The following is a 25569-nucleotide window of genomic DNA, read 5'->3' on the forward strand; positions in this document are numbered from 1 at the left end:
ATTTAGGCGGTGCCGCAGTCCACCATGCCCCCTTATTATTTCATCTACGGACAACATATCCGCGATCTCGATCCGCGCTTTATCCATGTCGAGAGAATCAGCGATCGCGGCACGCTGCACCATGGTAATGTCGAGCCGCACGTCCATCCCCACCTGCATCAGCTTTCCTATTGGTTGCAGGGCGAAGGCCGTTTCACCATCGACGGCGCAGAGCATGACCTTTCGCCCGGCACGCTGACATGGATACCCGCGAACGCGGTCCACGGTTTCAGGGCGGACGCGGCGGCCGACGCCATCGTGCTGAGCCTGTCGCATGATTTCCTGTCCAACGTCCTTGACCATGTCGATGCCGTGCCGGTTGACGCGCTTGCCCGGAACCCGCTGATCTCGAAAATGCCTGCGGAACTGACTGGCCGCGTACGGGAGGCGTTTCTGGACCTGGAACGAGAACATCAGTTTCCGTCCTGGGGCCTGAAAAATGTGGTGAGCGCGCACGTGCAACTGATCATGGTCATGCTCGCCCGCTTGTTCGAGGCCGACCGGCTTGCGTGCCATGCCCCGCCGAAGGCAGCCACGCTGTTTTCCCGCTTCATCAGCCTGCTCGAACAGAGATTTCGGGAGTGCCGCACGGTCGATGCCTATGTCGCGCAGCTGGGAACGACGCCCTATCTGCTCAATCGCGCGTGCCGGGAAGGGGCGGGGCGGAATGCGTCTGAAGTGATCCGGGGCCGGGTCCTTTTGGAGGCAAAGCGGCTGCTCCATTATACCGCCCTTAATTCGGGAGATGTCGCCTTTGCATTGGGCTTTAGCGATCCGGCGCATTTCGGCCGGGCGTTTCGCGCGGAAACCGGCCTGTCTCCGGCCCGCTGGCGGGCGCAGCAGCGCAAGCTGGCCGACGAGAACAAGGATTAGGGCCGATCGACATTCAGTTCTGGCGGCCTGCAAATGGCGGTTCTCCGCGCTTCCGGTGCTCACGTACTTTGAGTACGCTGTGCTCCGGGTCACGGAAAACCACCATTTTCGGCTCGCCATCTCCTGAATGTCGATCGGCCCTAGAGCGTAAACTTGGACTGCGGCGCTCTGGACGGCAATAAATTATCATGATAAATAAAATCATGAGTGAGTTGGGAGATGCCCTGCATGAATGATGACGACCAATCTCTCCTGCAAAGACGCAGGCAGGTGCTGGGGACGGGCGCGCCGCTTTTCTACGACCAGCCTTTGCATTTGGTCCGGGGCGAGGGAGCGTGGGTGTTGGACGCGGAAGGGCGCCGATATCTGGACGTTTATAATAATGTGCCGCATGTCGGCCATTGCCATCCCCATGTGGTGGAGGCTGCGTCGCGGCAATTGGCGACGCTCAACATCAATACGCGCTATCTGCACGACAATGTCGTCGATTACGCCGAACGGCTGGCCGCCACTACCGATTATGATCATGCCGGCGTCTTCTTCACATGTACCGGGACGGAGTCGAACGAGCTGGCTCTGCGCATCGCCCGGCATGTGACGGGCGGCACGGGCATCATCGCCAGCAGCGTCAATTATCATGGCAATTCGGCAGTGCTCGCATCCCTGTGCACCGCCTTTCCAGTCCCTGAACCCTTTCCGGACTTCGCCCGGCTGGTGCAGGTGCCCGACCCTTATCGCCACCGATTGGGCCGATCCGACGCCGAGTTGGCGAGTCATTATCTGGATGAGGCGCGCGGCGCGATCGCTTCGTTGCAGGATAGTGGCGTCAAGCTGGCGGCCCTGCTGATCGATCCTTCCCTGGCCAATGAAGGCTTGCCCGAATTCGTGCCCGGATACCTTACCGGCCTGGTCGAACTGGTGCGTGCGGCAGGTGGCCTGATCATCGCGGACGAGGTGCAATCAGGCTTTGGCCGAACTGGTGCCGCGATGTGGGCTCATCAATATCACGGCATCATTCCAGACATCATCACCACCGGCAAGCCGATGGGCAATGGCTTCCCAATCGGCAGCGTCATATCGACCTATGACGTGATCGACGAGTTTGGCCGGAGCGCGAACTATTTCAACACTTTCGGCGGAAACCCTGTGGCGACGGCCGCCGCCGCCGCAGTGCTGGACGTCATAGAGAATGAAGGGCTGATCGCCAACGCCGCCACCGTTGGCGCCTATGTCGAAGAGCGTTTGAAGGCGTTGATGATGCGCTATGAGATCATCGGCAATGTGCGTTGTCGCGGCATGTTCTTCGGCCTTGAACTGGTGGCGGATCGCGCGACGAAAGAACCTTCGCCCCATGCGGGCCGGATCGTCAACGCGATGAAGGACAAGGGCGTGCTGCTCAGCCGCATTGGTCCATTCGACAACATCCTCAAGATGCGGCCGTCGATGGTGTTCACCTGCGAACAGGCGGACATCCTTCTGGCGGCGCTTGACGAAACATTGGAAGAAATGGCCTGCTGATGCCCGCATCAAACGACGCTTTTTACTCCCGGACGCCGGATGAACAGATCGCCGCGCTTCAACTGCTGGCGGAAGCGGCGCTGACGCAATGGCCGGGGCGCTTCACGGAGCTGACGCCCGTCAAATATCGGGAGAATGCCGTATTTTCGGTGTTCCGCGACGATGGCCGCCGCTTTGCCGTGCGCATCCACCGATATGGATACCACAGCCCCGAGGCGCTGCGATCGGAACTCGCCTGGATGCGGTCATTGGCCGATGCGGGCGTGGGTGCGCCCCTGTCCGCGCTTAGCCATACGGGCGAGGCGCTGGTCGCGGTGGCGCATCCCGCAGTGCCAGAGCCGCGCCAGGTCGATTTCCTCGAATGGTTGCCCGGAACGCCGATCGGGTCGGCGGACCACGGCCTGTCCCTGACTGGCGCGGATGCAATCGCGGCAATGGAAAAAGTCGGGGCGCTTGCGGCCCGCGTGCATGGTCATTCGCACGCATGCGCAAGTGCGGGGACGATGGTGCGTCATGCGTGGGACGCGGATGGGTTGATCGGATCGGAACCCTTTTGGGGGCGCTTCTGGGAAATGCCGGGGCTGACATCGGCGCAGCTTGCACTATTGCAGGAAGCGCGGAAGCACGCCGCGCGCGACTTGGCGGCCTTTGGCATGGATGGCGATCGATACGGCCTTATCCACGCCGATTTCGTGCCGGAAAATCTATTGTTCGACGGCGAGCGGATCAATCTGATCGATTTCGACGATTGCGGCTTTGGTTGGCATATGTTCGAACTGGCGACCGCGCTGTTCTTCCTGCATCATCAGGAGGATTATGCGCCGCTGACGCAAGCGCTGCTGCGCGGTTATCGTCAGGAGCGCGTGCTGCCCGCCGAGCATGAAGCGCTGTTGCCGCTCTTCCTGTTCCTGCGCGGCACGACCTATATGGGCTGGACGCAAACGCGCTATGAAACGGAAACGGCGCAGACCCAGGGGCCGATGATAATCCAACGGACGTGCGATCTGGCGGAACGGTATCTGAAGACGAAGTCGTAGTCGTCGGAAATGCTGAACCACTGCTGACAGTTACAGGAAAGGTAGAGTGCCGACATCGACGATGCCGCCGCCGCCATCGACGCTAAGCGCCGTCCCCGTCATGAAGGATGCATCATCGGACGCGAGGAAGGCGACGACCGCCGCCATCTCGTCGGGCCGCGCCATGCGTCGCAAGGGGTAGGCGCGGGTCAGCTCTTGCTGAAGCCGGGCGGGATCGATGCCTTTTTCCCGCGCCATGTCCTGAATTTCGCGCTGCGCCATTTCGGTGAGCGTCCAGCCCGGGCACATCGCGTTGCAGCGGATATTTTCCGGTCCATAGTCGAAGGCGATCGACCGGCTAAGCCCCAGCAACCCCGCTTTTGATGCACAGTAGGCGGCATAGGACGGCGCTCCGGCTGAGGCAGCAACCGATGATATCAATATGATCGACCCGCCGCCGCGCGCGCGCATCGCCGGGATGGCAGCCCGCGCCGCCATCATCGCGCCATCCAGATTGACGTCGAACGCGCGATGCCAGTCGGGCAGCGAAATGCTTTCCACCGATCCGAATTGTTCGGTGCCCGCGCTGACCACCAGAATGTCGAGGCCGCCAAGCTCCGCCGTCGTCTTGTCGACCGCCCATTGTACGTCGGCTGGGCTGGTGGTGTCGCCCACAATCGCGATGCCATTGCATTGTTCGGCGACCTGCGTCAGCGATATGTGCCGCCGCCCGAACAAGACGACCCGGCCGCCTTCGTTCGCGATACGTTGCGCTGTGGCGGCCCCGATCCCGCTGCCGCCGCCCGTTATCAGCGCGACCTTGCCGTCAAATCTTGTCGCCATCTCTCATTCTCTGGTGATTGTGGATACGGCCGAATTTCCCTATTGAGTAACTTATCATGATAAGTTACTCAATAGGCTTGAGTGAGAAGCTTTCGCCTGTGCCGCCATGACGGTTGGCCGAACGACCTGTCGAATAACCATAACAATGTTGGACGCGGCAGTGACAAAATAGGGGGAGATTGATGATGACCTTGTCTGCTTCACGGTTGAGCTCGGTATCCTTGACGGCGATGTTGCTGTGCAGCCAGCCGCTCATGGCACAGAACGCCTCTCCACCGCTTCAGAACGATCCGACGCCAACGCCTCCCAGTCCCTTCGGCGAAATTACCGTCACTGCGCAAAAACGCGAACAGAGCCTGCGCGACGTGCCGGTGTCTATCTCTGCCTATTCCGGCGATCAACTCAAGAAGCTGGGTATCACCAACACTACTGAAATCACGCAGCAGATCCCGGCGATGCACATCAATGCATGGTCGCCCAATGTGACGATATTCAACCTGCGCGGTATTTCTCAGAACAACTTCACCGACTATCTGGAAGCACCTGTCGCCGTTTATACCGACAATGCCTATATGGGTTCGATCAACGGCATCAGCGGACAATTGTTCGACATCGAACGGGTGGAGGTGCTGCGCGGCCCGCAAGGCACGTTGTTCGGACGCAATGCTACGGGCGGGGTCGTCCATTATCTCAGCCATGGCGCGACCGACCGCGACCTGAACGGCTATGTCGAGGGCAGCTATGGCCGTTTTCGGCAGCGCTCGCTGGAAGGCGCCGTGGGCGGACAGATTGCGGAAGGCTGGCGCGCTCGCCTGTCCATGCGCCGGGCGTTGGGCGGCAACTATATCAAGGCGAAGGATACCGACGCGGCCAATGGTCTGGTCAGTTCTGGGCAAGATGTCGGCGGGCAGAACGCCTTTTCCCTGCGCGCGACAACGCAGATCGACGTGACGCCCGACTTGATGGTCGAACTATGGTATAAATATTCGCGCGACCATGAAGTGCCGACCGGCGCCTATTCCTTCGAAAATTGCGTATTCGAGGCGAATGGCTATTGCCGCGTCAACTCCGCAGGGCTGACCAATGGTCCCGGCGGTGTGGTCAATGGCATTACCGGAGCGAAAGCGTCGCCCTATGACAATTTCTCCGGCACGGCGGGGCACCTCAATCGCCGCGTTCATATCGGCCAGGCGAACGTCACTTGGTCGCTGGGCGAGGTCGAACTGACGTCGATCACCAACTATACCAGTCTCAAGAAAGATTATCTGGAGGATGGTGACGGCCTGCCGATCGAAGTGATCGTGTTCGGCACGACCGCCAAATATGACCAGGTTTCGCAGGAATTGCGCCTGTCGGGCGAGTCCGGGCCGCTCAAGTGGCAGGTCGGCGGCTATTATCTCGACATGCGCACCAAGGGGACGATGACCACGATCGGCGCGCCCGTGATCGGCAACGCTATCGACCTGAATGGTTCGGCCAACGCCCCGCGCGTGCTTGAACGCTATTCGCTGGTGTCGAAGAACTGGTCCGTGTTCGGGCAGGGCGAATATCAGTTGTCGCCCGCCTTGTCGCTGATCGCGGGTCTGCGCTATTCCAAGGACACGAAGTCCATGGATTATATCTCGACGCTCAGCGATGCGGGTTTTCCGGACCAGACGCTTGCGACTGACGAGACATTTGCGAGCCAGCGACCCGGCGCGAACCGCATCAGCCATGGCGATTACGCCGCGCGCGTGTCGATCAATTACAAGCCCAATCGCGACCTGTTGCTGTTCGCGTCCTATAATCGCGGCATCAAGGGCGGAAACTGGACGCTCGCCCCGACGGTGACGGCGGAACTGTTCCAGCATAAGCCCGAAACCTTGCACAGTTTCGAACTTGGCGCGAAGCTGTCGACCCCGGATCAGAAATTGCGGGTCAACGCCACGCTGTTCCACTATATTTACGAAGATTATCAGGCGTTCGCCATGATCGGCGGCACGCCGCAAGTGTCGAATAGCGATGCGCTCGCTACCGGCGCGGAAGTTGAACTTACCTGGCAGCCGGTAGAACATCTGAACATGATGCTGGGCGGCAGTTGGGAAACGTCCAAGGTCAAGACCGTGCGCGCCGCGGGTGAACAGATCGGGCCGGAACTGTTCCCCGGCGCGCCGGACGCGCAATATTGCACCAATATCGGCGGCGCCTTCCGCTGCGTCTTTCCCGATGCGACCGTCAGGAACGCGGAATTCCCCAACGCGCCACGGTTCAGCCTGAACTATCTTGTCCGCTATGATTTCGACGTCGGCGCAGGCACGGGCGCGGTGCAGGTCGATGGAGCCTGGTACGACAAGCAGTATCTGGAAGTCACCAACGCCGCCTCTTCGGTCCAGCCCGCTTATAATGTGACGAACGCGTCGATCAGCTGGACCGATCCAAGCAAGCGGTTCGACGTATCGCTATGGGGCAAGAACGTCTTTGGCGAGCAGTATCGGGCCTATACCCTGAACCTCGGCATCCTTGGCACGACATCCTATTATGCGCCGCCCGCCAGCTATGGCGCGACGGTGCGGGTGTCCCTGTGATGCGGGGTCCGGCGCGCGATCGATCCCACCCCGACCATCCGCTGGCCATCGCCAGTTTTGTCCTGTTGGGGACGATCGGCGTCCTGTCCTTCATCGTGCAGCCCGCTCTGGTTCAGGGTTTCGTCACGCAGCTCCACTTGACCGAGGCGCAGGCGGTGGACCTGGCCGGGATCGAGATGTCGGCCGTCGCGCTGATGACCGTCATATTGGCGTTCGTGGGCAACCGCTTCGACTGGCGCATGCTGACCATCGGATGCCTGCTGGTCGCGGGCGCGGGCAATCTGGCGTCGGCGGTGACGGCGGGAGGAAGCGGCTTCGGCGCAGCGCGCTTCCTCGCCGGATTGGGTGAGGGCGGGGTCATCAGCCTGAGTTTCAGCTTTGTGGGCCTGACCCGGCGCACCGACCGTAATCTGGCTTATTATCTCGTCCTCCTGCTCGCTTACGGCGCGTTCGGCATATGGCAGGCGCCGATGCTGTTTGCGACGATCGGGCTGAAGGGGATATTCCTGATCTTCATGGCGGCGACGCTGCTGTCCATCGGTTGCGCACCTTTTTTGCCGCGATCGTCCAGTGACGCCGATCGGCACGAAGGACAGGTCGCGCCGCGATCGTCTGGACTGCTCATGGTTTCTGCGCTTACCGGCGTTCTGGTTTATAATCTGGCGCAGGGCATCGCATGGGCGAACCTGTTCCTGATCGGCATTGCGGCTGGTCTTGGCGAACAAAAGGTTGCCGATGCCCTCTTCATCTCTCAAGTCGTGGCGGTGGGCGGCGCGCTTGCCGCCATTGTGCTCGCCGAACGGATCGGACGCATGTCCGTCTTCGCGGCGGGAATATTGGGGGGTGTCGCCTGCATCGGCATGCTGATCGGCAAGCCGGGCGCCACGGTCTTCCTGATTGGGGTGTGCGGGTTCAACTTCCTTTGGAACATGGTGCAGCCCTTCATATTGGGCGCGGTCAACGAGATGGACGGCAAGGGCCTGATGATGCGCGCCGCGATCGCCGTGCAGATGGTCGGCCTGGGGGGCGGGCCGATCCTGTCGGGACGCCTGATCGGCAGCGGCGATTTCACCCTGGTGGAAGCGGTTTGCATCGGTTGCTTCCTGCTCAGTTTCGTCCTGTTGATCCTGCCGCTGCGCAAGCGGCATGTCATCATGATCCATCCCCATGGCGCTTTCGCCGACGCTAACTGATCCCGGAAGAATAGGCGCTCCTGCGCGGCAGGAGCACAGGAGAGTTTCAGCGCGTCATACCGGAAAGATGGCGTTGATCTGTCCAGTACCCGATGAGGGGAAATAGGGCGTCACGACCTCGGCCTTGCCGGTATAGTCGGCGCCGCCCAGCACGCCCATCATCATCGCGGTGTCGTGCATGAAGCCTTCGCCATGGCATTTGCTGGCATAGTCCTGCAACATGCCCGCAAAGCTGCGCCATTCGCCCTGTTCCCACATTTCCACGGCACGCCGATCGACGGCTTCGAGCAGCGGGCTCCAGATCTTGTCCCTATATTCTTCGGACTCGCCATTTTGGGCGAAGCGGTGGGACAGTGACCCGCTGGCAAGGAAGGCGACATTGCCGTCATAGTCGCGCTCCACCGCTTCGCGCATGGCGCGGCCGAGCGTCATGGAATCCTCAAGCGTATGCACCATGCAGAGCGCCGACACCGACACGGCGCGGAAATGCTGGTCCGGGTTCATGTAGCGCAGCGGCACCAGCGTGCCATATTCCGGCTCCAGCGACGCGATCTGGTGCGCGCGCGTATGCACCCCCGCCTGTGTGGCCGCCGCCGCCAGCAATTCGCCCAGCGCCGGATTGCCGTCGCAGGCATAGGGCATGTCCTTGATGAAATGCGGCAGCTCGCCGGAGGTATAGACGCCCTCCCACCGTGCCGAGCAGTTCACATGATAGCCTGAATTCACCAGCCAGTGCGTGTCGAACACGACCAGCGTATCGACGCCCAATTCCCGGCATCGGCGGCTGATGATCCGATGCCCTTCGATCGCGGCCTCGCGGCAGCCCTTGTGCGGGCCATCCAGTTCCGACAGATACATGGACGGCACATGCGTGATCTTGGCCACCAGTGAAACCTTGCCCATTGCGGCACTCCTTTTCCTCAAAACCTATGCGCCGTGAACTACGCCTGCCTTTTGCAGTCGCTGGTGAATGGTGTTCGCCTTCCAGCCTTCTGCTTCCTCCACATACATGGACAGCGCCAGCGGGCGCTGCGCAAACAGCGGGTCCAGAAAGGTGCGGATGGCGGCGAACAGGGCATCGAAATAGGCCTGGCGGAACTCGGCGGGACGGCCCGCGCCCATCTTGACGTCGATATTGACGAAGGCGTCGTCAGGCCCTTTGCCATCGGCGATGACATAATGGTCCAACCTGATGCCGCGCACGCGGATACCGCCAACGGGGAACACGCCATCGGCCTCCTCGCGCATATGGCGCGCGATCAGGGCGAGCAGCGCGTCGAGGTCGAACGCGCCCTCGATATTGGCGGTATATTCGACAGTTGCATGGGCCATGCGCGTTCCTCCCCTTCAGGCCGCGATCAGATGATTGACCAGCCGCCCGACACTTTCCACCTGCGTCACCACCGTATCGCCGGGCGCGCAGAAATGGACGCCCTGCGGCGTGCCGGTCAGGATCAAGTCGCCGGGCATCAATGTGGTGTGGCGCGACAGATAGGCGACCAGATCCGCCACGGACATGATCATGTCGGCGGTCGTGCCGTCCTGAACCAGCTCGCCATTCACATGGGTCGTCAGCTTCAGCGCCTGCGGGTCGGGCACGTCCGCCGCATCGACGATCCATGGGCCGATCGGCGTCGTCGCATCACGGTTCTTCACCCGCGCATTGGGCCGATAGTAATTTTCCAGATATTCGCGGATCGCATAGTCGTTGGCGACGGTGTAGCCGCTGACGCAGGCCAGCGCTTCGGCCTCCGCCACGTTGTGCGCGGGCCGACCGATCACTGCCACCAGCTCGCATTCGGGATGCATCTGGTTGCCGTCGGCGGGTCGGGGCGTGTCGCCTTCATGCCCGACGAAGCAATTGCCGCCTTTCATGAACACAAGCGGCGTCGCCAGCTTCGGGGCAAAACCAAGTTCCTTGTTATGATCGGCGAAGTTGAGGCCCAGCGCATAGACTGCCGCGCCATGGACGACCGGCGGCAGCCATTGCGCGGACGCGGCGGGGATGGACGATCCACCGGGCAGGATCAGGCTTTGTTCGTCCTGCGACACCCGCACCCATATGTCCCGGCCACGATGATAGATGCGCGCACGCTTCATCGTGCATACTCCTCAACAAGAGCAGTGGCCGGGGCGAAACCCGCCGCCTCCGCGCGTAAAGCCATGCCCGCCTCCACTTCGGGGGCGTCGCCGGGCAGGCCAATCAGCAGCACATCGCCTGCCCGCAACGTCAGGAAGGCAGATATGTCCGCGATCAGTTGGCCCGGTGCGCGCATGAGGCGGTCGAGCGGCCATTCATGCGCCACTTTGCCATCCACAGAAGTCGTGACCTGATCAGGCAGAGCGGGCGCTCGCCATTCTCCCATCAGTAGGGAGCCATCGGCATTACGTTGCGCAATGGCAGGCCGATAATAATCGGCCTGTCCGTACGCGATATCGACGGCGATGGCGGCCGCGCCGACACAGTCCAGCGCGTCTTCCGCGCTCACCCCGGTCGTGTCCCGCGCGATCAGCAGCGCGACCGTCGCCGCCGCCACGGCGCTTCGTCCCGGTTCGAGCCGCACGGCGCCGCGCGACAGGGTCACCGCAGGTTTCATGAAGACCACGGGCGCCGCTGGAGGCGCGAGATAGGGCTTTTCATGAAAGGCCGGGGCGAGCCGGGTCAACTCGTCCCGGTCGTTCAGGACCACCCCATAGATGTGCCCATTGCAAATCATCATCTTGTCCTCTCGCGGGCACAGGGTAACAGGGGAAGCGGTTGCACCGGAATCAACCGGGGCTTCCGCTGAAGGGGGTGGACGTGGCGAAGGCAAAGGCGGGACTGACCAGATATTCGCAATCGCTGGCGGGCACCTTGCTGGCGGCGCGCGAAGCGGTGATGGCGCCGATCCGTCCGATCCTGCGGGAAGCGAATGTGACTGAACAGCAATGGCGCGTGCTGCGCGTACTGGCCGAAGTCGATGAGCTGGACGCAAGCAGCATCGCCAAGGAAGCCTTGCTCTATGCCCCTACCGTCACGCGCATCCTGCGGGAATTGACCGAACGTCAATGGGTCGTTCGCAGCATCGATCCGAACGATGGCCGCCGATCGGTCATTTCCATTTCCGACGAAGGGCGGAAGCTGGTGGAGGGCACGGCGGTTTATACGGTGCCCATGCTGTCCGCCTATGCCGAAGCCTTTGGCGAGAAGCGGCTGCGCGACTTCATTGCCGAAGCGCGTGAACTGGCCAAGGCGCTCGAACGCTTTTCCCCCGACCGCTGACGGCCAGCCCGTCATAGCGCGACCGTCATCGTTTTGAGTTCCAGATAATCGTCAAGCCCATGGCGCGATCCTTCGCGGCCAAGGCCCGACATCTTGATGCCGCCAAAGGGCGCGACCTCGGTGGAGATAGCGCCGGTATTGACGCCGACCATCCCGGCCTCCAGCGCTTCACCCACGCGCCAGCTGCGCGCGAGGTCGCTTGTATAGACATAGGCGGCAAGGCCATCGGGCACCGCATTCGCCAGGCGTATGGCCTCTGCCTCGTCGGCAAAGCGCATGACCGGCGCGACGGGGCCGAAAATCTCTTCCTCTAAAAGGCGCATGCCGGGCGTCACATCGGCCAGGATCATGGGCGGCACGAACCGGCCTTCGACAGGCCTTTCCGTGCCCACCGGCACCGCGCCCTTCGCCCTGGCGTCGGCGATCAGCGCCGTCACCTTGGCGACCGCCGCATCATCGACCAGCGGGCCGATCGCGGTGCCGGGCGCGTCGCCGGGGCCGACCGTCAGCGCAGCGGCGGCGGCGGCGAAGGCCTGGACGAAGCGATCGTAGATGCCGGTTTGGACATAGAAGCGATTGGCGCAGACGCAGGTCTGGCCGCCATTGCGGAACTTGGCGATCATCGCGCCCGCTACCGCCGCGTCGACATCGGCATCGTCGAATATGATGAAGGGCGCGTTGCCGCCGAGTTCGAGGCCGAGCTTCTTCACGGTAGGCGCACATTGTGCATAGAGCAGCGCGCCGGTACGGGTCGATCCGGTGAAGCTCAGCTTGCGCACGATGGGGCTTGCCGTCAGCGCGCCGCCGATCGCCACGGGGTCGCCCGTGACGATGTTGACCACGCCCGGCGGAATCCCGGCGGCCTGCGCCAACACCCCCAGCGCGAAGGCGGTGAGCGGCGTTTGTTCGGCGGGCTTGATCACGATGGTGCATCCCGCCGCCAGCGCGGGCGCGAGCTTGCGGGTGATCATCGCCGCCGGGAAATTCCATGGCGTGATCGCGGCGACCACGCCCACCGGCTGCTTGATCACCATGATGCGGCGGTCCGCCTGCGTCGCCGGGATGACTTCGCCATAGGCGCGCATGGCTTCGGCCGCGAACCATTCGAGGAAGCTGGCGGCATAGGCGATCTCGCCCCGCGCCTCGGCCAACGGCTTGCCCTGCTCGGCGGTCAGGATGCGCGCCAGCTCCTCCTGATGCTCCATGACCAGCTGATGGTAGCGGCGAAGCGCATCGGCGCGCGCGGAGGCGGGGAGGGCGGCCCAGCCGGGCAGCGCATCCGCCGCCGCCGCGATCGCTTCCTGCGTCTCCCGCGAACCCATGGCGGGCACGCGCGCGATCAGGCTATCGTCGGCGGGGTTGCGGACGTCGAGCCATTCGTTGCCGCTGCGCCACTCACCGCCGATCAGACAAGCGTCAGGCCTCAGGTCCAGTGTCACTGGACCCCCAGTCGCGGCGTCTGGTGCGTGCCGCGCGCGAGGGCGACATTCTTCGTCTCCATGTAGAAGTCGAAGCTCCAGTCGCCGCCATCCCGGCCGATGCCGCTTGCCTTTACCCCGCCGAACGGGGTGGCGAGGTGGCGAACATTCTCGCTGTTCACCCACACCATGCCGACGTCCAGCGCTTCCGACACGCGCAGCGACCGGGCAAGGTCGCGGGTCCACACATAGCCCGCCAGCCCGTAATCGACGTCATTAGCCTTGGCGATCGCGTCGGCTTCATCGTCGAAGGGGATCGCCGTCAGCACCGGGCCAAAAATTTCCTCGCGCGCAATGCGCATCGACTGTTCGGCCTGGGTGAAGAGCGTGGGCTGGAAGAAGAAGCCCGACGTTCCATCGATCGGCCTGCCGCCAGCGGCGATGGTCGCGCCGTCCTCCACGGCGATCCCGGCATAGCTTGCGACCTTGGTGAAGTGGCGCGGGTGGATCAGCGGGCCGACCTCTGTCGCCGGATCGAACGGGTCGCCGACCTTGAGCGCCTTCACCCGCTCGGCTGCCTTCGCGACGAAGGCGTCGTAGATGCTGCGCTGGACCAGCAGTCGGGACGAGGATGTGCAACGCTGGCCATTGAGCGAATAGATCATGAATATCGCCGCATCCAGGGCCGCATCCAGATCGGCATCGTCGAATATGATGCAGGGATTCTTGCCACCCAGTTCGAAATGCACCCGCTTCAGGCTTTGCGCGCCCTGCCGCATGATCGCGCTGCCGGTGGAGGATTCGCCGACGAAGGCGATGGCCTTGATGCCCGGATGCTCGGTCAAGCGGCGGCCGGTGGTTTCGCCAAGGCCGTTGACCGCGTTGAACACGCCCGCGGGCAGCCCGGCTTCCGCGCCGATTTCGACCAGCAGCCGCGCCGAATAGGGCGACCATTCGGCGGGCTTGTGCACCACCGTGCATCCCGCCGCCAGGGCGGGCGCGATCTTCCAAGTGGACAGCATGAAGGGCGTGTTCCACGGGGTGATGACCGCGACCGGGCCGATCGGCTTGCGCGTAGTGTAGTTAAGATGATCGGGCGCCGACAGTGCCTGCCCGTCAGCGGCGGTGGGTGCGCGGTCGGCGAAGAAGCGGAAATTTTCCGCCCCGCGCAGCGCCGCCTTGGACATGAAGCGCCAGCATTGCCCGGCATCCAGGCACTCGACCGCCGCGATCTCGTCCGCGTGAGCCACGATCAGGTCTGCCATGCGGTTAAGGACCCTGCGCCGTTCGTCAGCCGGGGTGGCCGCCCAGATGGGAAACGCCTCACTCGCGGCGGCCACGGCGGCCTCCAGCTGCGCTTCGGTCGCATCGGCGCACTGGCCCAGCACATCGCCCGTGCCCGGTTCCAGTATGTCGAACAGCGTCCCTTCCCCCGCGACCGGTTTGCCGCCGATGAAATGGCCCAGCGGGGCAGCGGTGAAACGATCGATCGCCGCCATGGCAAGGGCGCGCTTGTCAGTCATCGGCAAACTCCGGGATGAAAGGGCCGCTTCAGTCATGCAGCACCTGAAAGGACAGAAATTCACTCAGGCCATGCGGCCCGAACTCGACGCCGAAGCCCGACGCCTTGACCCCGCCGAAGGGGGTGTCGGGACGGATCGCGCCATGTTTGTTGACCCAGGCGGTGCCGCATTCCAGTTGCAGCGCGAGGTCGCGGGCGCGATCGATGTCAGACGACCAGACCGACCCGCCCAGACCGACCTCCGCCGCGTTGGCGGAGGCGATCGCTTCGCCGACATCGGAATAGCGGATGATCGGCAGCGCGGGGCCGAACTGTTCCTCGTCCACCAGCGCCATGCCGGGCTTTGCATCGGCGACCAGAGTGACGGGATAGAAAAGGCCTGCGCCCGCCATCGGGCTGCCGCCGGTCAACACCCGCGCGCCATCCGCGCGCGCTTCATCGACCAGTCGGGCGACCTTGCGGAACTGCATGTCATTTTGCAGCGGGCCGAGCAGGCTGTCCTCCTCCGTGCCCGGGCCGGTCTTGACCGACGCGGCATAGGCGACCAGCGCATCGCACACGGCATCATAGATGCTGTCATGGACGAACAAGCGCTTCAACGCGGCGCAGGTCTGGCCGTTGTTGATGAACGCGCCCCAGAACAGCCCTTCGGCAATGGCGTGCGGGTCAGCATCGGGCAGGACGATGCCCGCATCATTGCCGCCCAGCTCCAGCGTCAGGCGCTTCAGCGTCGGCGCCGCGCTCGCCATCACCTTGCGCCCCGTCGCTGTGGACCCGGTGAAGCAGACCTTGGCGATGTCGGGATGGCTGGTCAGCACGCCGCCAAGCTCATCGGGTCCAGCGACGGCGTTGAGGACGCCGGGCGGCAGCGCCGACTGCAACAATTCGACCAGCTTCAAGGCGGTCAGCGGGGTGAAGGGCGACGGCTTGATCACCACCGTGTTCCCGGCGCGGATCGCGGGCATGATCTGCCAGATGGCGATCATCAGCGGCCAGTTCCACGGCGTGATCGCCGCGACCACGCCCAGCGGACGGCGATGGATTGCGATATGCGCGGCTTCATCGTCCTGCACATATTCGACCGGCAGCACCAGACCCGCCGTATGTCGCGTCCACGCCGCCGCGCCGCCCACTTCGAAACGCGAGCCCATGCCGTTCAGGGGCTTGCCCTGTTCGGCGGTCAGCAGCCGGGCAAGTTCTTCGGCATGCTCTTCGATGATGTCGGCGCAGCGGGCAACAGCGGCCTGCCGATCCGCATCGGGCGTCGCAGCCCATCCGGCGAAGGCGGCACGCGCCGCCGCGATTGCGCGTTCGCATGCCGCAGCATCAACTGTGGCAATCGCCCCCGCAGCATCCCCGGTCGCGGGATTCGCTATAGTGGACAGCGTTTCGCCATATTCAGGCGACCCAGCTATGATAGCGCCAGCATATGTCATTCGCGGCCATCCTTCTGCTTAGATGTTGGCTGCAATAACTTATCATGATAAATTATTCAAGGGATGGATCTCTATATGGTTTTCTGTTTCCGCGATTGGCATTTTCATGATGGACAGACGCGAACCGCATCGCGAAAATAAAGGCGAGGGCACGACATTGCCGCAGCGAAAATCATCCGGCGCGCCGCAGGTTCCGACTATCAGGGCGGTGAGCGTTCAACGCCTGCTTGAGCGGATCGACAAGGATGATGAAAAGGTCGCCGCACTGCTGGCCCGGCACGAGGTTGCCCTTGCCGGATTGCTCGATCCTTACGCGATCATGCCGCTCGCCCATTATGTCGCGCTGTTGGAGGACGCCGCCGACCTGCTCGACGCGCCGCATTTGGGCGCGGAGATGGGCAGCTGTTTCCGGCCCGCCGATATTGGCCCTACCGGATTGCTCTTTTCCCTGTCGGGCACGCTTGGCGATGCCTTCGCGCGCATGGGCCGCTACCTGCCCGCCTTTCAGACATCGACGTCCTCCGGTCTTCTGAATGCGGGCGAGCATATGTTGTGGGCGTACCGGATCCACGACCCGCGGATTTGGCCCCGGCGGCAGGACGCGGAATATGCGGTGATGGCGACTTGCGAGCTGATCCGCAGCTGCCTGACAACCCCATGGTGGCCGATCGAGGTGCATTTCGAACATGCCGCGCCAGCGGACCCCGGGCCGTTGCGCCGATTGTTCCGTGCGCCGATATTGTTCGATCAGCCTACGAACGGATTGCTGCTGGCGAAGCAGGATGTCGAGCGGATCAACCGTGTGGAGGATCGTGACCTGTTGCACGTTCTGGAGCGGCACGTCACCGAACTGCTCCAGGTCCACCTAGCGGAGGACAGCTATGCCGGACGCGTTGAGTGGCTGATCGGCATGTATCTCGACAAGCGCCCGATCACGCTGGAGGGGATCGCAGCCGCGCTGGGTCTTCCCGCTCGTAGCCTGCAACGCCGTCTTGCCGAAGAGGGAACTTCGCTACGTCAGTTGCTGCGCGATCACCGCACGCGGCTGGCAGATGCGCGGCTGGGCGAAGGACGGGGGAATGTAGCGGGGCTGGCGCAGGCCCTCGGCTATTCGGAGCGGTCGGTATTGTCTCGTGCCTATCGGAACTGGACTGGGCGCTCCCTGGTGCGGGGACGGAAGGTGCTGCGGGGGGGATAAACCTCGCCCCGTCCGTCACACAGCCGTTGGCGCATTTTGCCATTTTCTTGTCGCAACCTGCCATATCGGTGCGATCATTTCCGGGCCAGATTTTCTCCTGAACTTTGGGGAGAGGGTCGATGGGAGACGTGATGCGGCGGCTGGACGCCCTCAATTATTACACGGCCACGAAAAAATATGACGTTCAATATCCCCGCCTGACGCAGGACATTGACGTCGACATCGTCGTGATCGGCGGTGGCTTTTCAGGCATCAACACCGCGCTTGAACTTGCCGAGAAAGGCTTCACCAACAGCGTTGTCCTGGAAGCGCGCCATTTGGGTTATGGCGGCACGGGCCGTAATGGCGGGCAAGTGATGGCGGGCATCGGTCACGACATCAACAAGGTTGCTCGGCATGTTGGCAAGGAAGGGCTGGAGACGCTGTTCGACATTGCCAGCCTGGGCGCGGGCATTCTACGCGGGCGGGCGGAAAAATATGGCATCGATGCCGACGTCCAGCGCGGTTACGCCTATCTCGCCTACAATGATCGCCAACTCAAAACGCTGCGCGGTTGGGTTGATGAATTTCGTGCCGCCAGCCCCGGCGAGGATATAGAATTGCTGGTGGGCAAGGACGTCCAGAAGGTGATCGGATCGGACCGGTTCGCTGGCGCTATCAAGCATATGGGGGGTGGCCATGTCCATCCGCTGAACCTGTTGCTTGGCGAAGCCATGGCTCTAGTTGGTCATGGCGCGCGGATATTCGAAAACAGCCCGGTTATCAGCGTCGAATATGGCGACCGCATCACCGTCCGCACCAATGCAGGCAGCGTCCGGGCGTCCAAGCTGCTCTGGGCCTGCGACAGTTTCCTGGCCGGTCTGGAACCGGAAATATACGGGAAGACGATCAACACCTATGCTTATCAGATCGCGACCGAGCCGCTGCCTGATGAACTGATCCAGCGTATCAGTCCGATCCGGGGCGCCTATAGCGACATCAGGCCGGTAATCGACTATTATCGCGTCACCGCTGACAACCGTCTGCTTTATGGATCGGCCACGCAGATGGTCGAATATTTTCCGTCCGACATCGCTGCCTGGACCCGGCCGTTGATGCTCAAGACTTTCCCTTATCTCAAGGATGTGAAGATTGAGTATGCCTGGGGCGGGCCGATGGCGTGCAGCGCCAATCTGTTTCCCCAGATCGGGACCTTGTCCGGCCGCCCGAACGCTTTCTTTGTTCAGGGATATTCGGGCTTTGGCGTCACCCCGTCGCATATCGTCTGCAAGGTGCTGGCAGAGGGAATGAGCGAAGGATCGGCCCGCTACGACCTGATGAGTTCGATCCCGCATCTGCGCGTACTGGGCAAGGATTCGCTGCGCCGGGGCATGTTATCGGGCGCCAAGACCTGGCATCAAATTTCGGGTTTTTTCAATGGCCGCCGCTGATCAGCGGGGCATAGGAGGGTAATCATGTTCGCCATTCATCAGAATGTTGTTCCAGACCTTGATAGCTGGGGCACTGTTGCCGACCTGGGTTCCGAAATAGTCCAGGGCGAGGGATTGTGCTTTGGCAAGATGGTCCATGGATCGCCCGACATGCCGATTTCATGCGGATATTTCGCGACGGTCAAGGGCAAGTTCCGCATGACTTATCCTTTTTCCGAACATGCCATCGTGGTCGAAGGCAGCGTTACGCTGACAGACGAGAGCACGGGTAAAGCCACGACCTATGGTCCCGGAGATGGATGGTTCGTCGAACGCGGCACGTCGGTCCTGTGGGAAATCCATAGCGATCGTTTTACCAAAAATTATGTCGCGATCGCTTGAGTTGAAGGGAGTCATATCGGGGGCGGGGTGAGAGATGCGCCCTTATCCGCCGCTGACACTCTGTCCCCGGGCGGCGCGCCAGTCGCGGGGTGAGCGGCCGGTGTGGCGGGCGAAGAAGCGGGAGAAGTAGGCGGGGTCGTCAAACCCCGTGGCATAGCCGACCTCCGCGACCGACAGGTTGGAATAAAGGAGCAGGCGGCGGGCTTCGAGCAGGGCGCGCTCGTCGAGCATGGCGGCAGGGGAGAGCCCTGCGACGCGGGCGCAGGCTTGGCGGAGCGCGGTTTCGCTGACGCCCAGCGCGCGGGCGTGGTCGGCGACAGGCTCGCGATGGCGGAAACGCTGTTCGATCCGATCGCGCAGGCGGGCGACGAGACGGGCCTGGCGGCCGCCGCTGCTGGCGCTGGCGTCGGACAGGGCGGCGTGGCGCAGCGCCTGGACCATGAGCCAGAGGAGGAGCGCTTCGACCGCCGCGCGTTGTCCCGGCCCGGACCATGCAAGCTCGCGGGCGAGCGCGCCGATGCGGGTTTCCACTTCGGCGGCGCTGGGTATGGCGATGGCGCGGGGCGCGCGGAAGAGCGGCTGAAGGTCGGCGTCACGCTCCAGCAGGTGGCGCAGATAGCTGTCCGCGATGGTCGTCACCCACCCGCGCGAGTCGCGGTGCCAGGAAAAGCCGTGGATGATCCCGGCCGGGATCAGCAGCAGGCAGGGCGCTTCAAATGTGACGCTTTCCCCATCCGCCCGCATCGATCCGCCGCCCTCCGCGATGAGGATGATATGGTTGAGATCGCGATGGAGATGTGGCTGGATCGTCCACTCGCTGGGGCGGGAGCGGTCGTCCAGGCTTTCGACATGGACAAAGCCCTCCGCAACGCTGCGCTGAGGCTCTCCATAAAGGTAAAAGCTGTGGACGGGATTGGCCATGGTTCGCCATAGAAAGCTGCTGGATCATCCAAGTCATAGGCCAGTTCGCCCATGTCCGGCAAGGCGCGTTCCGCACATCATGCACGGCGTCAGATGCGGGAGAGCTTTCATGAAGACGCAGGTCGCCATCATAGGCGCGGGGCCTGCCGGGCTGTTGCTCGGCCATTTGCTTCGGGCGGAGGGGCTGGAGGTCATCGTGGTGGAGCGAGCATCGCCCAGCTACGTCCTGGGCCGCATCCGCGCAGGCGTGCTGGAGCGGACCATGACGGATTTGATGGACCGGTTGGGCCTTGGCGAGCGGATGCATCGTGAAGGGTTGCCGCATGACGGTTTTCACCTGGCCAGCGGCGAGCGGTCGATCCGCATCGACATCGCGGGCCTGACCGGACGGCAGGTCATGGTATATGGCCAGACGGAATTGACCCGCGACCTGATGGAAGCGGCGGCCGGGCGTGGTCTGGAGATCATCTACGAAGCCGATGAGGTGGCACTGCATGACATTGATAGTGACGCCCCGTACCTGACCTATCGCAAGGATGACCGGCAGGAGCGGATTGACGCCGCATTCATTTGCGGTTGCGACGGCTTTCACGGCCCTTCGCGGCGAGCCATTCCGGCTGGCGTGGCGACGGCCTATGAGAAGCTATATCCGTTCGGTTGGCTCGGCATCCTGGCGGACGTGCCACCGTGCGATGACGAACTGATCTATGCCAATCATGAGCGCGGCTTTGCACTGGCGTCAATGCGGTCGGGGACGCGCAGCCGTTATTATATTCAAGTGTCACTGGATGAACGGATCGAGGATTGGCCGGACGATCGGCTGTGGGATGAGCTGGCAGTGCGGCTGGGGCCTGAAGCGGGCGCGCGGATGGTACGCGGGCCAGCATTGGAGAAGTCGATCGCGCCGCTGCGATCCTTCATATTCGAGCCGATGCAATATGGGCGGCTTATGCTGGCGGGGGACAGCGCGCATATCGTGCCGCCGACGGGAGCGAAGGGGCTGAACCTCGCGGCGTCGGACATATTCTACCTTTCTGCAGCCTTGATCGGATGGTTCCGGCGGGGGGACGGGGACGCGATAGCGGGCTATTCCCAGCAGGCGCTGGCGCGGATCTGGAAAGCGGAACGATTTTCCTGGCAGTTGACGCGGCTGATGCACCGCTTTCCGGAAATGGATGCGTTCGACCGGCGAATGCAGGTTGCTGAGCTAGACTATATTGCCTCTTCCAGGGCGGCGCAGGCGGCTATCGCGGAAAATTATGTGGGATTGCCGCTTTGAAAAGGATTTAGGGTATCCGCCCTGGTCGGCTAACCGTCAGCATGCCGTTACCTCTGCCGCAGGCACACGGTTCCACTCTGGTGAAAGGACATTATTGCTGATTGCGCAGTGGGTGCCCGATGGCGTGTACATCAAGGCCACGCAACGGTTACAGGAGTCGCAGGCGCTGTGGTGCGAGGGATCTTCGCGGAAGCGGTTGACGATAGCGGGATCATGAACCAGCGCACGAGCCATCACGACGGCATCAAAACCTTCTATCCGCTTTATTTGCTCGCCCGCCTGCTCTCGACCACGAGCATAATATCGTGATGGCATCGTCGTCGCTGGATGTCGACTTCTCCCAATATGACCTCGACGTACCCGTGCCGCATGACATTGTGGCAGGCGGCCACACCAGCGCGCGAGCGGCATGGACTTTAGCGGCACGCCCGAGCAGGTTGCCGAAAAGATGATGGCTGTCATGGACGAAGTGGGCGGCGACGGGTTCCTGATCGAAGGGTCGGGTTACAATCGCCAGATTCACGAACTGGTCAACGGCGTCATCCCTGCCCTTCAAAAGGCGGGCGCGGTGCGCACCGAATATGAAGGTACGACGCTGCGGGAAATCCTGCGTGAGTTCTAAGCGTATCTCGAGAATATCAATTGACCGCTGCCAGTCCGCGAGGTCAGATCGTCGTGAGCTGATGAAATGGAACTGCCTTCCGGGTCTGACCTGATCGTCAAGGAAGTACGCCAAGGTTACACCTGCTTGGCGTGCTTCCGGCTAACAATGGCGCCAGAATATCCTCTCGCGGGCGAGAGCGAGGAGGCCTTTGCCACGCGTCCCGCCGACAATCGTGAAGCGCGCATTGACGCGGACGGGATCATCCCGGCGGCGTAATCCCTCGTTCGGTGAAGAAGTCCGGCGCGTTAATCATTTCTGGTCCGGCCAGGGCCGGGGCGTCCGCGTGGCTCGCCAACCACACGACAGTCTGTGCGGTTTCCTCCGGATCGCGCGCTGCTTCTCCCGACCCGAGCGTTTCAGCCTGATCCCCCATGGCCGCGCGCAGCGTGTCCGTCATGGTGAAGCGTGGTTCGATCAGGAAGGCGCTGACGCCATCCTTGCCATGCTCCTGGTTGATATGGTCCGGGATACGATTGAACGCTGCCTTGGGCGCAAGATAGAAGAGGCCTACACCCGGAGAGCGGGCGGCGACTTCGATGGAGGACAAGGTCGTCATGAAGATCATTCGTCCTGAACCCTGTGCCACCATCGTCTTCAGCACGATCTGGCTCAGGTGAAATTGGTTCAGGAAATTGCCGGTGATCGCTCTTTCCGCGTCTTCCAGCGCGACGTCCATGATCGGTTGGAGGATAACCGGCCCCTGGTAGATGCCATTGTTCACCAGCACGTCTATCCGCCCCCAGCGGTCGAGTACCGCCGCGACCCCTTCATCGATGGATGCGCGATCGAGCAGGTCGATCCGCGCGCCCATCGCTTGACCGCCAGCCGCCCTTATCGCTTCCACTGTCGATGCCACGCTGCCCGGCACAGGCGTGCCCCCCATGCTCTCCATACGGCCGGCGCCTTCCGCCATGGTGCGCCCGGTCACTGCGACGGCGAAGCCCGCGCGGCCAAGGGCGATCGCTATTGCACGGCCGATGCCCCGCGTCGCCCCGGTGACCAACGCCACGGGTGGTTGAACTTCTTCACTCTGTTTCATGATCGGGCCATACCCCCCAAACCTCTCCCGGACTTTGCCGACTATCGCCTTTAAACACCATCGCCGAGCGATAAACCATAGACTTAGTTTGTTGACAAGAGTCATCGTTTGATTAACCCTGTCGTCAGGAACGATGCAATAGATGTAGGAGATGAAGGCGTGAGCGTGGGAAAAAGGCTGGCCGGGCGTTCAGCGCTGATTACCGGAGCGGCGGATGGAATTGGCCGGGGCATGGCGCTGCGGTTTGCGCAGGAAGGCGGGTCGATCCTGGTCGCGGATTTCAATGCAGACAAAGGCGTGGAGGTCGTGGAGGAATTGCGCGGCCTTGGGGTGGATGCCGACTTCCGCAAATGTGATGTTGCGGTGCGTGATGACGTCGTCGGTGCCGTTCAGGCCTGCGTCGATCGGTTCGGTTCTATCGACGTCCTGGTCAATAACGCCTTTAGCGGCGGCGGATTGCAACGCATCGAAAACCTGTCCGACGCGCAGTTCGAATCCTGCATGAACATGTGTCTTTACGCCGCGAAATGGTCGATGGAGGCGGCGTTCCCGCACATGCGCAGCAGACATTGGGGCCGCATCATCAACATCGGGTCGCTCAACGGCGTCAACGCGCATATGGGGACCGCCGAATATAATGTCGGCAAGGAAGCCCTTCGCGCCTATACGCGCAGCGCGGCAAGAGAATGGGCAGGCTACGGCATCTGCGCAAACATCATCTGCCCCGCCGCCGTTTCCGCCGGTTACCGGGAGTTTGAACGTACGGAGCCGGAGATCGCCGCGGCCACCACGGCAGCTAATCCGATGGGCCGAATGGGCGATCCGGAGGCCGACATCGGCGGCGTTGCCCTGTTCCTGGCCAGCGAGGACGCGCGATACCTGACCGGCAACACGCTGTTCGTCGATGGAGGTGCGCATATCAACGGCGCTGCATGGGCGCCCGACCTCGGCCCGGATAGCTGAACATCGCAGGGTGAGCGACGCGCAGGCGGTCAAACCCCGCCTGCGCGGCGGCGATCCTGTCAAACGTGAGACCCGGTCTCTCGCCGATCTTGACGGCAGCGCGTCGCACGGTCGATCGCAAGAGTTTGTCTGACCAACCCAATTTGCCACCCTGCATCCCTTTGCGCTGTTGATCGGTAGCGCGTTCGACGGGATGAGTTGGGCTGAACCGTCGCGCTTTGGGGAGTCAGGATGGCGCTGCCAGTTTCAGTCGTCGTCGGCAGCGTTTGCCTGCGCGTTGGCGAGGCCGTGAGATGAGAGCCGTGCTGAACGCGGTGCGGGTGCATGTGATGTGGGCCGCCTTGTTCAGCGCGCTTGCCAATCTGTTGTTCCTGGCGCCGACGCTGTACATGTTGCAGATATATGATCGCGTCGTGCCGACCCGGGGGGCAACGACGCTGGGGTTCCTGACCATCGTGGTGCTGTTGGCTTTCGCCACGCTGTCGCTGCTGGAATATGTTCGTTCGCGCATCATGGTGCGGGCGAGTATCGCGCTGGACCGACGGTTTGCGCGGACGCTGATCGCCGCTGCCCTGCGCCAGCCGCCAGCCGCGACGGGCCAGCACAGGCAGCAACAGCCCATCCGCGAATGCGACCAGCTTCGGCAGGCGTTGACCGGCCCGGTCATGAACGCGCTGTTCGATGTGCCGTGGGCGCCGATCTACATCATCGTGTGCACCATCATCCACCCGTGGATCGGCCTGTTGGCGCTGGTGGGCAGCGTGACGCTGCTTGTCATAGCGTGGGCGAGCGAGCGGGTGATTTATTCCCCCCTGGCGCAGGCCAATGCGGCGGCGAGCCAATCCTATGCCAGCCTGGATCAGAGCATGCGCGGGATGGAAACGATCCGCGCGCTGGGCATGCGCAGCCCGATGGTGCGCCGCCATCTGGCCGAGCGGGCGGATATGCTGAAGTGGCAAGCCAGCGCCAGTTTCGCGGCGGGCCGGTGGGTGATGGTCAGCCGTTTCCTGCGCAACGCGCTGCAATCGGGCGCGCTGGGCCTGGGCGCCTTGCTGGCGATCGATGGGCAGATTTCGGGCGGCGCGATATTTGCCTCTTCCTTTTTGCTGGGGCGGGCATTGTCTCCCATCGACCAGCTGGTCGGCCAATGGCGCAGTTTCGTGCAGGCACGCGAATCCTATGCGGAGATCAAGATCTGGCTGGAGGGGGAGTTCGATCCGGCGCCGCGTATCGCATTGCCCGCGCCGATCGGCCGGGTGGATGCCCAGAATATTTCCGTGCATGATCGTCAGTCGGATCGGCTGATCATCAACAATGTGTCCTTCACCATCGCGCCGGGCGAACTGCTGGCGGTGATCGGGCCGAGCGGGGCGGGCAAGTCGACCCTGGCGCGGCTGACCGCCGGGGCAATAGGGATCAGCCGGGGCACAATGCGCATCGATGGCGCGGATTATGCGCAATGGGATGACGAAGCGCTGTCGGCGCATATCGGCTATATGCCCCAGCAGCCTTCGCTCTTTGCCGGAACGATCCGGGACAACATCGCCCGCTTCGCTTTTGAAGAGGGAGGCGTTGCCGCCGACAGGGACAGGATCGACGCCGAGGTGATCGCTGCCGCCCGACTGTGCGGCGTGCATGAGATGATCCTGGGATTGCCGCGAGGCTATGAGACGATGCTGGAGTGGGGCGGCGCGGGGTTGTCGATGGGACAGGCGCAGCGGATCGCGCTCGCCCGCGCATTGTTCCGTGATCCGGCCGTGCTGATCCTGGACGAGCCCAACGCGCATCTCGATTCCGATGGAGAGGCGCGGTTGATCGACGCGCTGCGGCAGGCGAAGGCGCGCGGCGCCGCGATCATGGTGACGGCGCATCGCACCAGCCTGCTGGCGCCAGCGGATCGTATATTGGTGCTGGACCGTGGCCGCATGCGGATGAACGGCCCGCGCGACAAGGTGCTGAACGCGCTCACGGCCACACGGTCGTTGGCTTCGGCGGAGGGGGCGTGATGTT

At 62.8% G+C, this 25569-nt stretch carries 26 protein-coding genes; 15 read left to right on the forward strand and 11 right to left on the reverse strand.

Translation table 11 applies throughout. From position 1 onward, the window contains the following. Nucleotides 1-9 precede the first annotated feature (9 nt). The 3 genes from ACZ5U1_RS15200 (at nucleotide 10) to ACZ5U1_RS15210 (ending at nucleotide 3467) form a co-directional block, all read left to right on the forward strand. The gene (locus ACZ5U1_RS15200; RefSeq protein ID WP_464780723.1) at nucleotides 10-912 is read left to right on the forward strand and encodes a helix-turn-helix domain-containing protein; all 903 of its coding nucleotides are present in this window, start codon (nucleotides 10-12) and stop codon (nucleotides 910-912) included. 228 nt (nucleotides 913-1140) lie between these two features. Continuing rightward, nucleotides 1141-2430, forward strand: a complete 1290-nt coding sequence (locus tag ACZ5U1_RS15205) for an aspartate aminotransferase family protein (protein ID WP_464780724.1) — start codon at nucleotides 1141-1143, stop codon at nucleotides 2428-2430. After that, nucleotides 2430-3467 (forward strand): phosphotransferase enzyme family protein, encoded by a 1038-nt coding sequence (locus ACZ5U1_RS15210; protein WP_464780725.1) that lies wholly within the window; start codon nucleotides 2430-2432, stop codon nucleotides 3465-3467. Before ACZ5U1_RS15205 ends, ACZ5U1_RS15210 begins: the two co-directional genes overlap by 1 nt. 30 nt (nucleotides 3468-3497) lie before the next feature. Here the strand turns inward: ACZ5U1_RS15210 and ACZ5U1_RS15215 are convergent, their stop codons facing one another. Both ACZ5U1_RS15215 and ACZ5U1_RS15220 read right to left on the reverse strand, forming a co-directional pair. Beyond that, on the reverse strand, nucleotides 3498-4289 hold the full coding sequence (locus ACZ5U1_RS15215) for an SDR family NAD(P)-dependent oxidoreductase (RefSeq protein WP_464780726.1): 792 nt from the start codon (nucleotides 4287-4289) through the stop codon (nucleotides 3498-3500). 64 nt (nucleotides 4290-4353) lie between these two features. After that, nucleotides 4354-4545, reverse strand: coding sequence for a hypothetical protein (locus ACZ5U1_RS15220; RefSeq protein ID WP_464780727.1), 192 nt, complete (start codon nucleotides 4543-4545; stop codon nucleotides 4354-4356). Between ACZ5U1_RS15220 and ACZ5U1_RS15225 the strand changes: the two genes are divergently transcribed. Continuing rightward, a complete protein-coding gene (locus tag ACZ5U1_RS15225) occupies nucleotides 4544-6853 on the forward strand; it encodes a TonB-dependent receptor (protein WP_464780728.1) in 2310 nt (769 codons plus the stop codon). The two genes, ACZ5U1_RS15220 and ACZ5U1_RS15225, sit on opposite strands and share 2 nt — an antisense overlap. Continuing rightward, complete coding sequence (locus ACZ5U1_RS15230; RefSeq protein WP_464780729.1) at nucleotides 6853-8046, forward strand: MFS transporter; 1194 nt, start codon at nucleotides 6853-6855, stop codon at nucleotides 8044-8046. Before ACZ5U1_RS15225 ends, ACZ5U1_RS15230 begins: the two co-directional genes overlap by 1 nt. Nucleotides 8047-8100: 54 nt before the next feature. Here ACZ5U1_RS15230 and hpaD read toward each other — a convergent pair whose 3' ends face one another. Genes hpaD through ACZ5U1_RS15250 form a run of 4 tightly spaced genes read right to left on the reverse strand, consistent with a single transcriptional unit; the run spans nucleotide 8101 to nucleotide 10766 of the window. After that, nucleotides 8101-8949 carry a 3,4-dihydroxyphenylacetate 2,3-dioxygenase gene (gene hpaD / locus ACZ5U1_RS15235; RefSeq protein WP_464780730.1) on the reverse strand — a complete coding sequence of 283 codons (849 nt, stop codon included), beginning with the start codon at nucleotides 8947-8949 and terminating at the stop codon, nucleotides 8101-8103. A 24-nt stretch (nucleotides 8950-8973) separates the two neighbouring features. Further along, nucleotides 8974-9378, reverse strand: coding sequence for a 5-carboxymethyl-2-hydroxymuconate Delta-isomerase (locus ACZ5U1_RS15240; RefSeq protein ID WP_464780731.1), 405 nt, complete (start codon nucleotides 9376-9378; stop codon nucleotides 8974-8976). A gap of 15 nt (nucleotides 9379-9393) precedes the next feature. Further along, entirely contained in the window at nucleotides 9394-10146 is a 753-nt protein-coding gene (locus ACZ5U1_RS15245) for a fumarylacetoacetate hydrolase family protein (protein WP_464780732.1), read from the reverse strand. Further along, nucleotides 10143-10766 (reverse strand): fumarylacetoacetate hydrolase family protein, encoded by a 624-nt coding sequence (locus ACZ5U1_RS15250; protein ID WP_464780733.1) that lies wholly within the window; start codon nucleotides 10764-10766, stop codon nucleotides 10143-10145. The genes ACZ5U1_RS15245 and ACZ5U1_RS15250 overlap by 4 nt, the downstream gene beginning before the upstream one ends. An 80-nt stretch (nucleotides 10767-10846) precedes the next feature. Here ACZ5U1_RS15250 and ACZ5U1_RS15255 point away from each other — a divergent pair, with 80 nt between their 5' ends. After that, entirely contained in the window at nucleotides 10847-11308 is a 462-nt protein-coding gene (locus tag ACZ5U1_RS15255) for a MarR family transcriptional regulator (RefSeq protein ID WP_230463394.1), read from the forward strand. An 11-nt stretch (nucleotides 11309-11319) separates the two neighbouring features. Here the strand turns inward: ACZ5U1_RS15255 and ACZ5U1_RS15260 are convergent, their stop codons facing one another. From ACZ5U1_RS15260 to ACZ5U1_RS15270, 3 genes are read right to left on the reverse strand one after another with little or no spacing between them, the layout of a single operon-like run. Then, complete coding sequence (locus ACZ5U1_RS15260; protein ID WP_464780734.1) at nucleotides 11320-12747, reverse strand: NAD-dependent succinate-semialdehyde dehydrogenase; 1428 nt, start codon at nucleotides 12745-12747, stop codon at nucleotides 11320-11322. Further along, nucleotides 12744-14249 (reverse strand): 5-carboxymethyl-2-hydroxymuconate semialdehyde dehydrogenase, encoded by a 1506-nt coding sequence (gene hpaE / locus ACZ5U1_RS15265; protein WP_464780735.1) that lies wholly within the window; start codon nucleotides 14247-14249, stop codon nucleotides 12744-12746. The genes ACZ5U1_RS15260 and hpaE overlap by 4 nt, the downstream gene beginning before the upstream one ends. 28 nt (nucleotides 14250-14277) lie before the next feature. Then, nucleotides 14278-15684 (reverse strand): aldehyde dehydrogenase family protein, encoded by a 1407-nt coding sequence (locus ACZ5U1_RS15270; protein ID WP_464780736.1) that lies wholly within the window; start codon nucleotides 15682-15684, stop codon nucleotides 14278-14280. A 106-nt stretch (nucleotides 15685-15790) separates the two neighbouring features. Between ACZ5U1_RS15270 and ACZ5U1_RS15275 the strand changes: the two genes are divergently transcribed. The 3 genes from ACZ5U1_RS15275 (at nucleotide 15791) to ACZ5U1_RS15285 (ending at nucleotide 18693) form a co-directional block, all read left to right on the forward strand. Beyond that, a complete protein-coding gene (locus tag ACZ5U1_RS15275; protein ID WP_464780737.1) occupies nucleotides 15791-16882 on the forward strand; it encodes an AraC family transcriptional regulator in 1092 nt (363 codons plus the stop codon). A 119-nt stretch (nucleotides 16883-17001) separates the two neighbouring features. Further along, the gene (locus ACZ5U1_RS15280) at nucleotides 17002-18312 is read left to right on the forward strand and encodes an NAD(P)/FAD-dependent oxidoreductase (RefSeq protein ID WP_464780738.1); all 1311 of its coding nucleotides are present in this window, start codon (nucleotides 17002-17004) and stop codon (nucleotides 18310-18312) included. A 24-nt stretch (nucleotides 18313-18336) separates the two neighbouring features. Continuing rightward, nucleotides 18337-18693, forward strand: coding sequence for a cupin domain-containing protein (locus ACZ5U1_RS15285; RefSeq protein ID WP_464780739.1), 357 nt, complete (start codon nucleotides 18337-18339; stop codon nucleotides 18691-18693). A gap of 42 nt (nucleotides 18694-18735) precedes the next feature. On the opposite strand, the gene ACZ5U1_RS15290 is transcribed toward ACZ5U1_RS15285, so the two are convergent. Further along, nucleotides 18736-19614, reverse strand: coding sequence for a helix-turn-helix domain-containing protein (locus ACZ5U1_RS15290; protein ID WP_464780740.1), 879 nt, complete (start codon nucleotides 19612-19614; stop codon nucleotides 18736-18738). Between the two features lie 109 nt (nucleotides 19615-19723). Between ACZ5U1_RS15290 and pobA the strand changes: the two genes are divergently transcribed. From pobA to ACZ5U1_RS15310, 4 genes are all read left to right on the forward strand, one after another. Beyond that, nucleotides 19724-20893 (forward strand): 4-hydroxybenzoate 3-monooxygenase, encoded by a 1170-nt coding sequence (gene pobA, locus ACZ5U1_RS15295; protein ID WP_464780741.1) that lies wholly within the window; start codon nucleotides 19724-19726, stop codon nucleotides 20891-20893. Between the two features lie 171 nt (nucleotides 20894-21064). Continuing rightward, nucleotides 21065-21202, forward strand: a complete 138-nt coding sequence (locus tag ACZ5U1_RS15300) for a hypothetical protein (RefSeq protein WP_464780742.1) — start codon at nucleotides 21065-21067, stop codon at nucleotides 21200-21202. 100 nt (nucleotides 21203-21302) lie between these two features. Next, on the forward strand, nucleotides 21303-21515 hold the full coding sequence (locus ACZ5U1_RS15305; protein ID WP_464780743.1) for a hypothetical protein: 213 nt from the start codon (nucleotides 21303-21305) through the stop codon (nucleotides 21513-21515). A 66-nt stretch (nucleotides 21516-21581) separates the two neighbouring features. Then, nucleotides 21582-21773 (forward strand): hypothetical protein, encoded by a 192-nt coding sequence (locus ACZ5U1_RS15310; protein WP_464780744.1) that lies wholly within the window; start codon nucleotides 21582-21584, stop codon nucleotides 21771-21773. Here ACZ5U1_RS15310 and ACZ5U1_RS15315 read toward each other — a convergent pair. Then, on the reverse strand, nucleotides 21757-22596 hold the full coding sequence (locus ACZ5U1_RS15315; RefSeq protein WP_464780745.1) for an SDR family NAD(P)-dependent oxidoreductase: 840 nt from the start codon (nucleotides 22594-22596) through the stop codon (nucleotides 21757-21759). The genes ACZ5U1_RS15310 and ACZ5U1_RS15315 overlap by 17 nt on opposite strands. Nucleotides 22597-22755: 159 nt before the next feature. On the opposite strand from ACZ5U1_RS15315, the gene ACZ5U1_RS15320 reads away from it, so the two are divergent. Next, nucleotides 22756-23559, forward strand: a complete 804-nt coding sequence (locus ACZ5U1_RS15320) for an SDR family NAD(P)-dependent oxidoreductase (RefSeq protein WP_464780746.1) — start codon at nucleotides 22756-22758, stop codon at nucleotides 23557-23559. 293 nt (nucleotides 23560-23852) lie between these two features. Beyond that, a complete protein-coding gene (locus ACZ5U1_RS15325; protein WP_464780747.1) occupies nucleotides 23853-25565 on the forward strand; it encodes a type I secretion system permease/ATPase in 1713 nt (570 codons plus the stop codon). Nucleotides 25566-25569 lie beyond the last annotated feature (4 nt).

The organism is Sphingobium sp. TomTYG72 (assembly GCF_055394715.1).

Coding starts and splice junctions, on each gene's coding strand:
- ACZ5U1_RS15205 (WP_464780724.1), top strand. CDS start 1,141: ATGAATGATGACGACCAATCTCTCCTGCAAAGACGCAGGCAGGTGCTG.
- ACZ5U1_RS15210 (WP_464780725.1), top strand. CDS start 2,430: ATGCCCGCATCAAACGACGCTTTTTACTCCCGGACGCCGGATGAACAG.
- ACZ5U1_RS15215 (WP_464780726.1), bottom strand. CDS start 4,289: ATGGCGACAAGATTTGACGGCAAGGTCGCGCTGATAACGGGCGGCGGC.
- ACZ5U1_RS15225 (WP_464780728.1), top strand. CDS start 4,544: ATGGCACAGAACGCCTCTCCACCGCTTCAGAACGATCCGACGCCAACG.
- ACZ5U1_RS15220 (WP_464780727.1), bottom strand. CDS start 4,545: ATGAGCGGCTGGCTGCACAGCAACATCGCCGTCAAGGATACCGAGCTC.
- ACZ5U1_RS15230 (WP_464780729.1), top strand. CDS start 6,853: ATGCGGGGTCCGGCGCGCGATCGATCCCACCCCGACCATCCGCTGGCC.
- hpaD (WP_464780730.1), bottom strand. CDS start 8,949: ATGGGCAAGGTTTCACTGGTGGCCAAGATCACGCATGTGCCGTCCATG.
- ACZ5U1_RS15240 (WP_464780731.1), bottom strand. CDS start 9,378: ATGGCCCATGCAACTGTCGAATATACCGCCAATATCGAGGGCGCGTTC.
- ACZ5U1_RS15245 (WP_464780732.1), bottom strand. CDS start 10,146: ATGAAGCGTGCGCGCATCTATCATCGTGGCCGGGACATATGGGTGCGG.
- ACZ5U1_RS15250 (WP_464780733.1), bottom strand. CDS start 10,766: ATGATGATTTGCAATGGGCACATCTATGGGGTGGTCCTGAACGACCGG.
- hpaE (WP_464780735.1), bottom strand. CDS start 14,249: ATGACTGACAAGCGCGCCCTTGCCATGGCGGCGATCGATCGTTTCACC.
- ACZ5U1_RS15270 (WP_464780736.1), bottom strand. CDS start 15,684: ATGACATATGCTGGCGCTATCATAGCTGGGTCGCCTGAATATGGCGAA.
- ACZ5U1_RS15275 (WP_464780737.1), top strand. CDS start 15,791: ATGATGGACAGACGCGAACCGCATCGCGAAAATAAAGGCGAGGGCACG.
- ACZ5U1_RS15280 (WP_464780738.1), top strand. CDS start 17,002: ATGGGAGACGTGATGCGGCGGCTGGACGCCCTCAATTATTACACGGCC.
- ACZ5U1_RS15285 (WP_464780739.1), top strand. CDS start 18,337: ATGTTCGCCATTCATCAGAATGTTGTTCCAGACCTTGATAGCTGGGGC.
- ACZ5U1_RS15290 (WP_464780740.1), bottom strand. CDS start 19,614: ATGGCCAATCCCGTCCACAGCTTTTACCTTTATGGAGAGCCTCAGCGC.
- pobA (WP_464780741.1), top strand. CDS start 19,724: ATGAAGACGCAGGTCGCCATCATAGGCGCGGGGCCTGCCGGGCTGTTG.
- ACZ5U1_RS15305 (WP_464780743.1), top strand. CDS start 21,303: ATGGACTTTAGCGGCACGCCCGAGCAGGTTGCCGAAAAGATGATGGCT.
- ACZ5U1_RS15310 (WP_464780744.1), top strand. CDS start 21,582: ATGGAACTGCCTTCCGGGTCTGACCTGATCGTCAAGGAAGTACGCCAA.
- ACZ5U1_RS15315 (WP_464780745.1), bottom strand. CDS start 22,596: ATGAAACAGAGTGAAGAAGTTCAACCACCCGTGGCGTTGGTCACCGGG.
- ACZ5U1_RS15325 (WP_464780747.1), top strand. CDS start 23,853: ATGAGAGCCGTGCTGAACGCGGTGCGGGTGCATGTGATGTGGGCCGCC.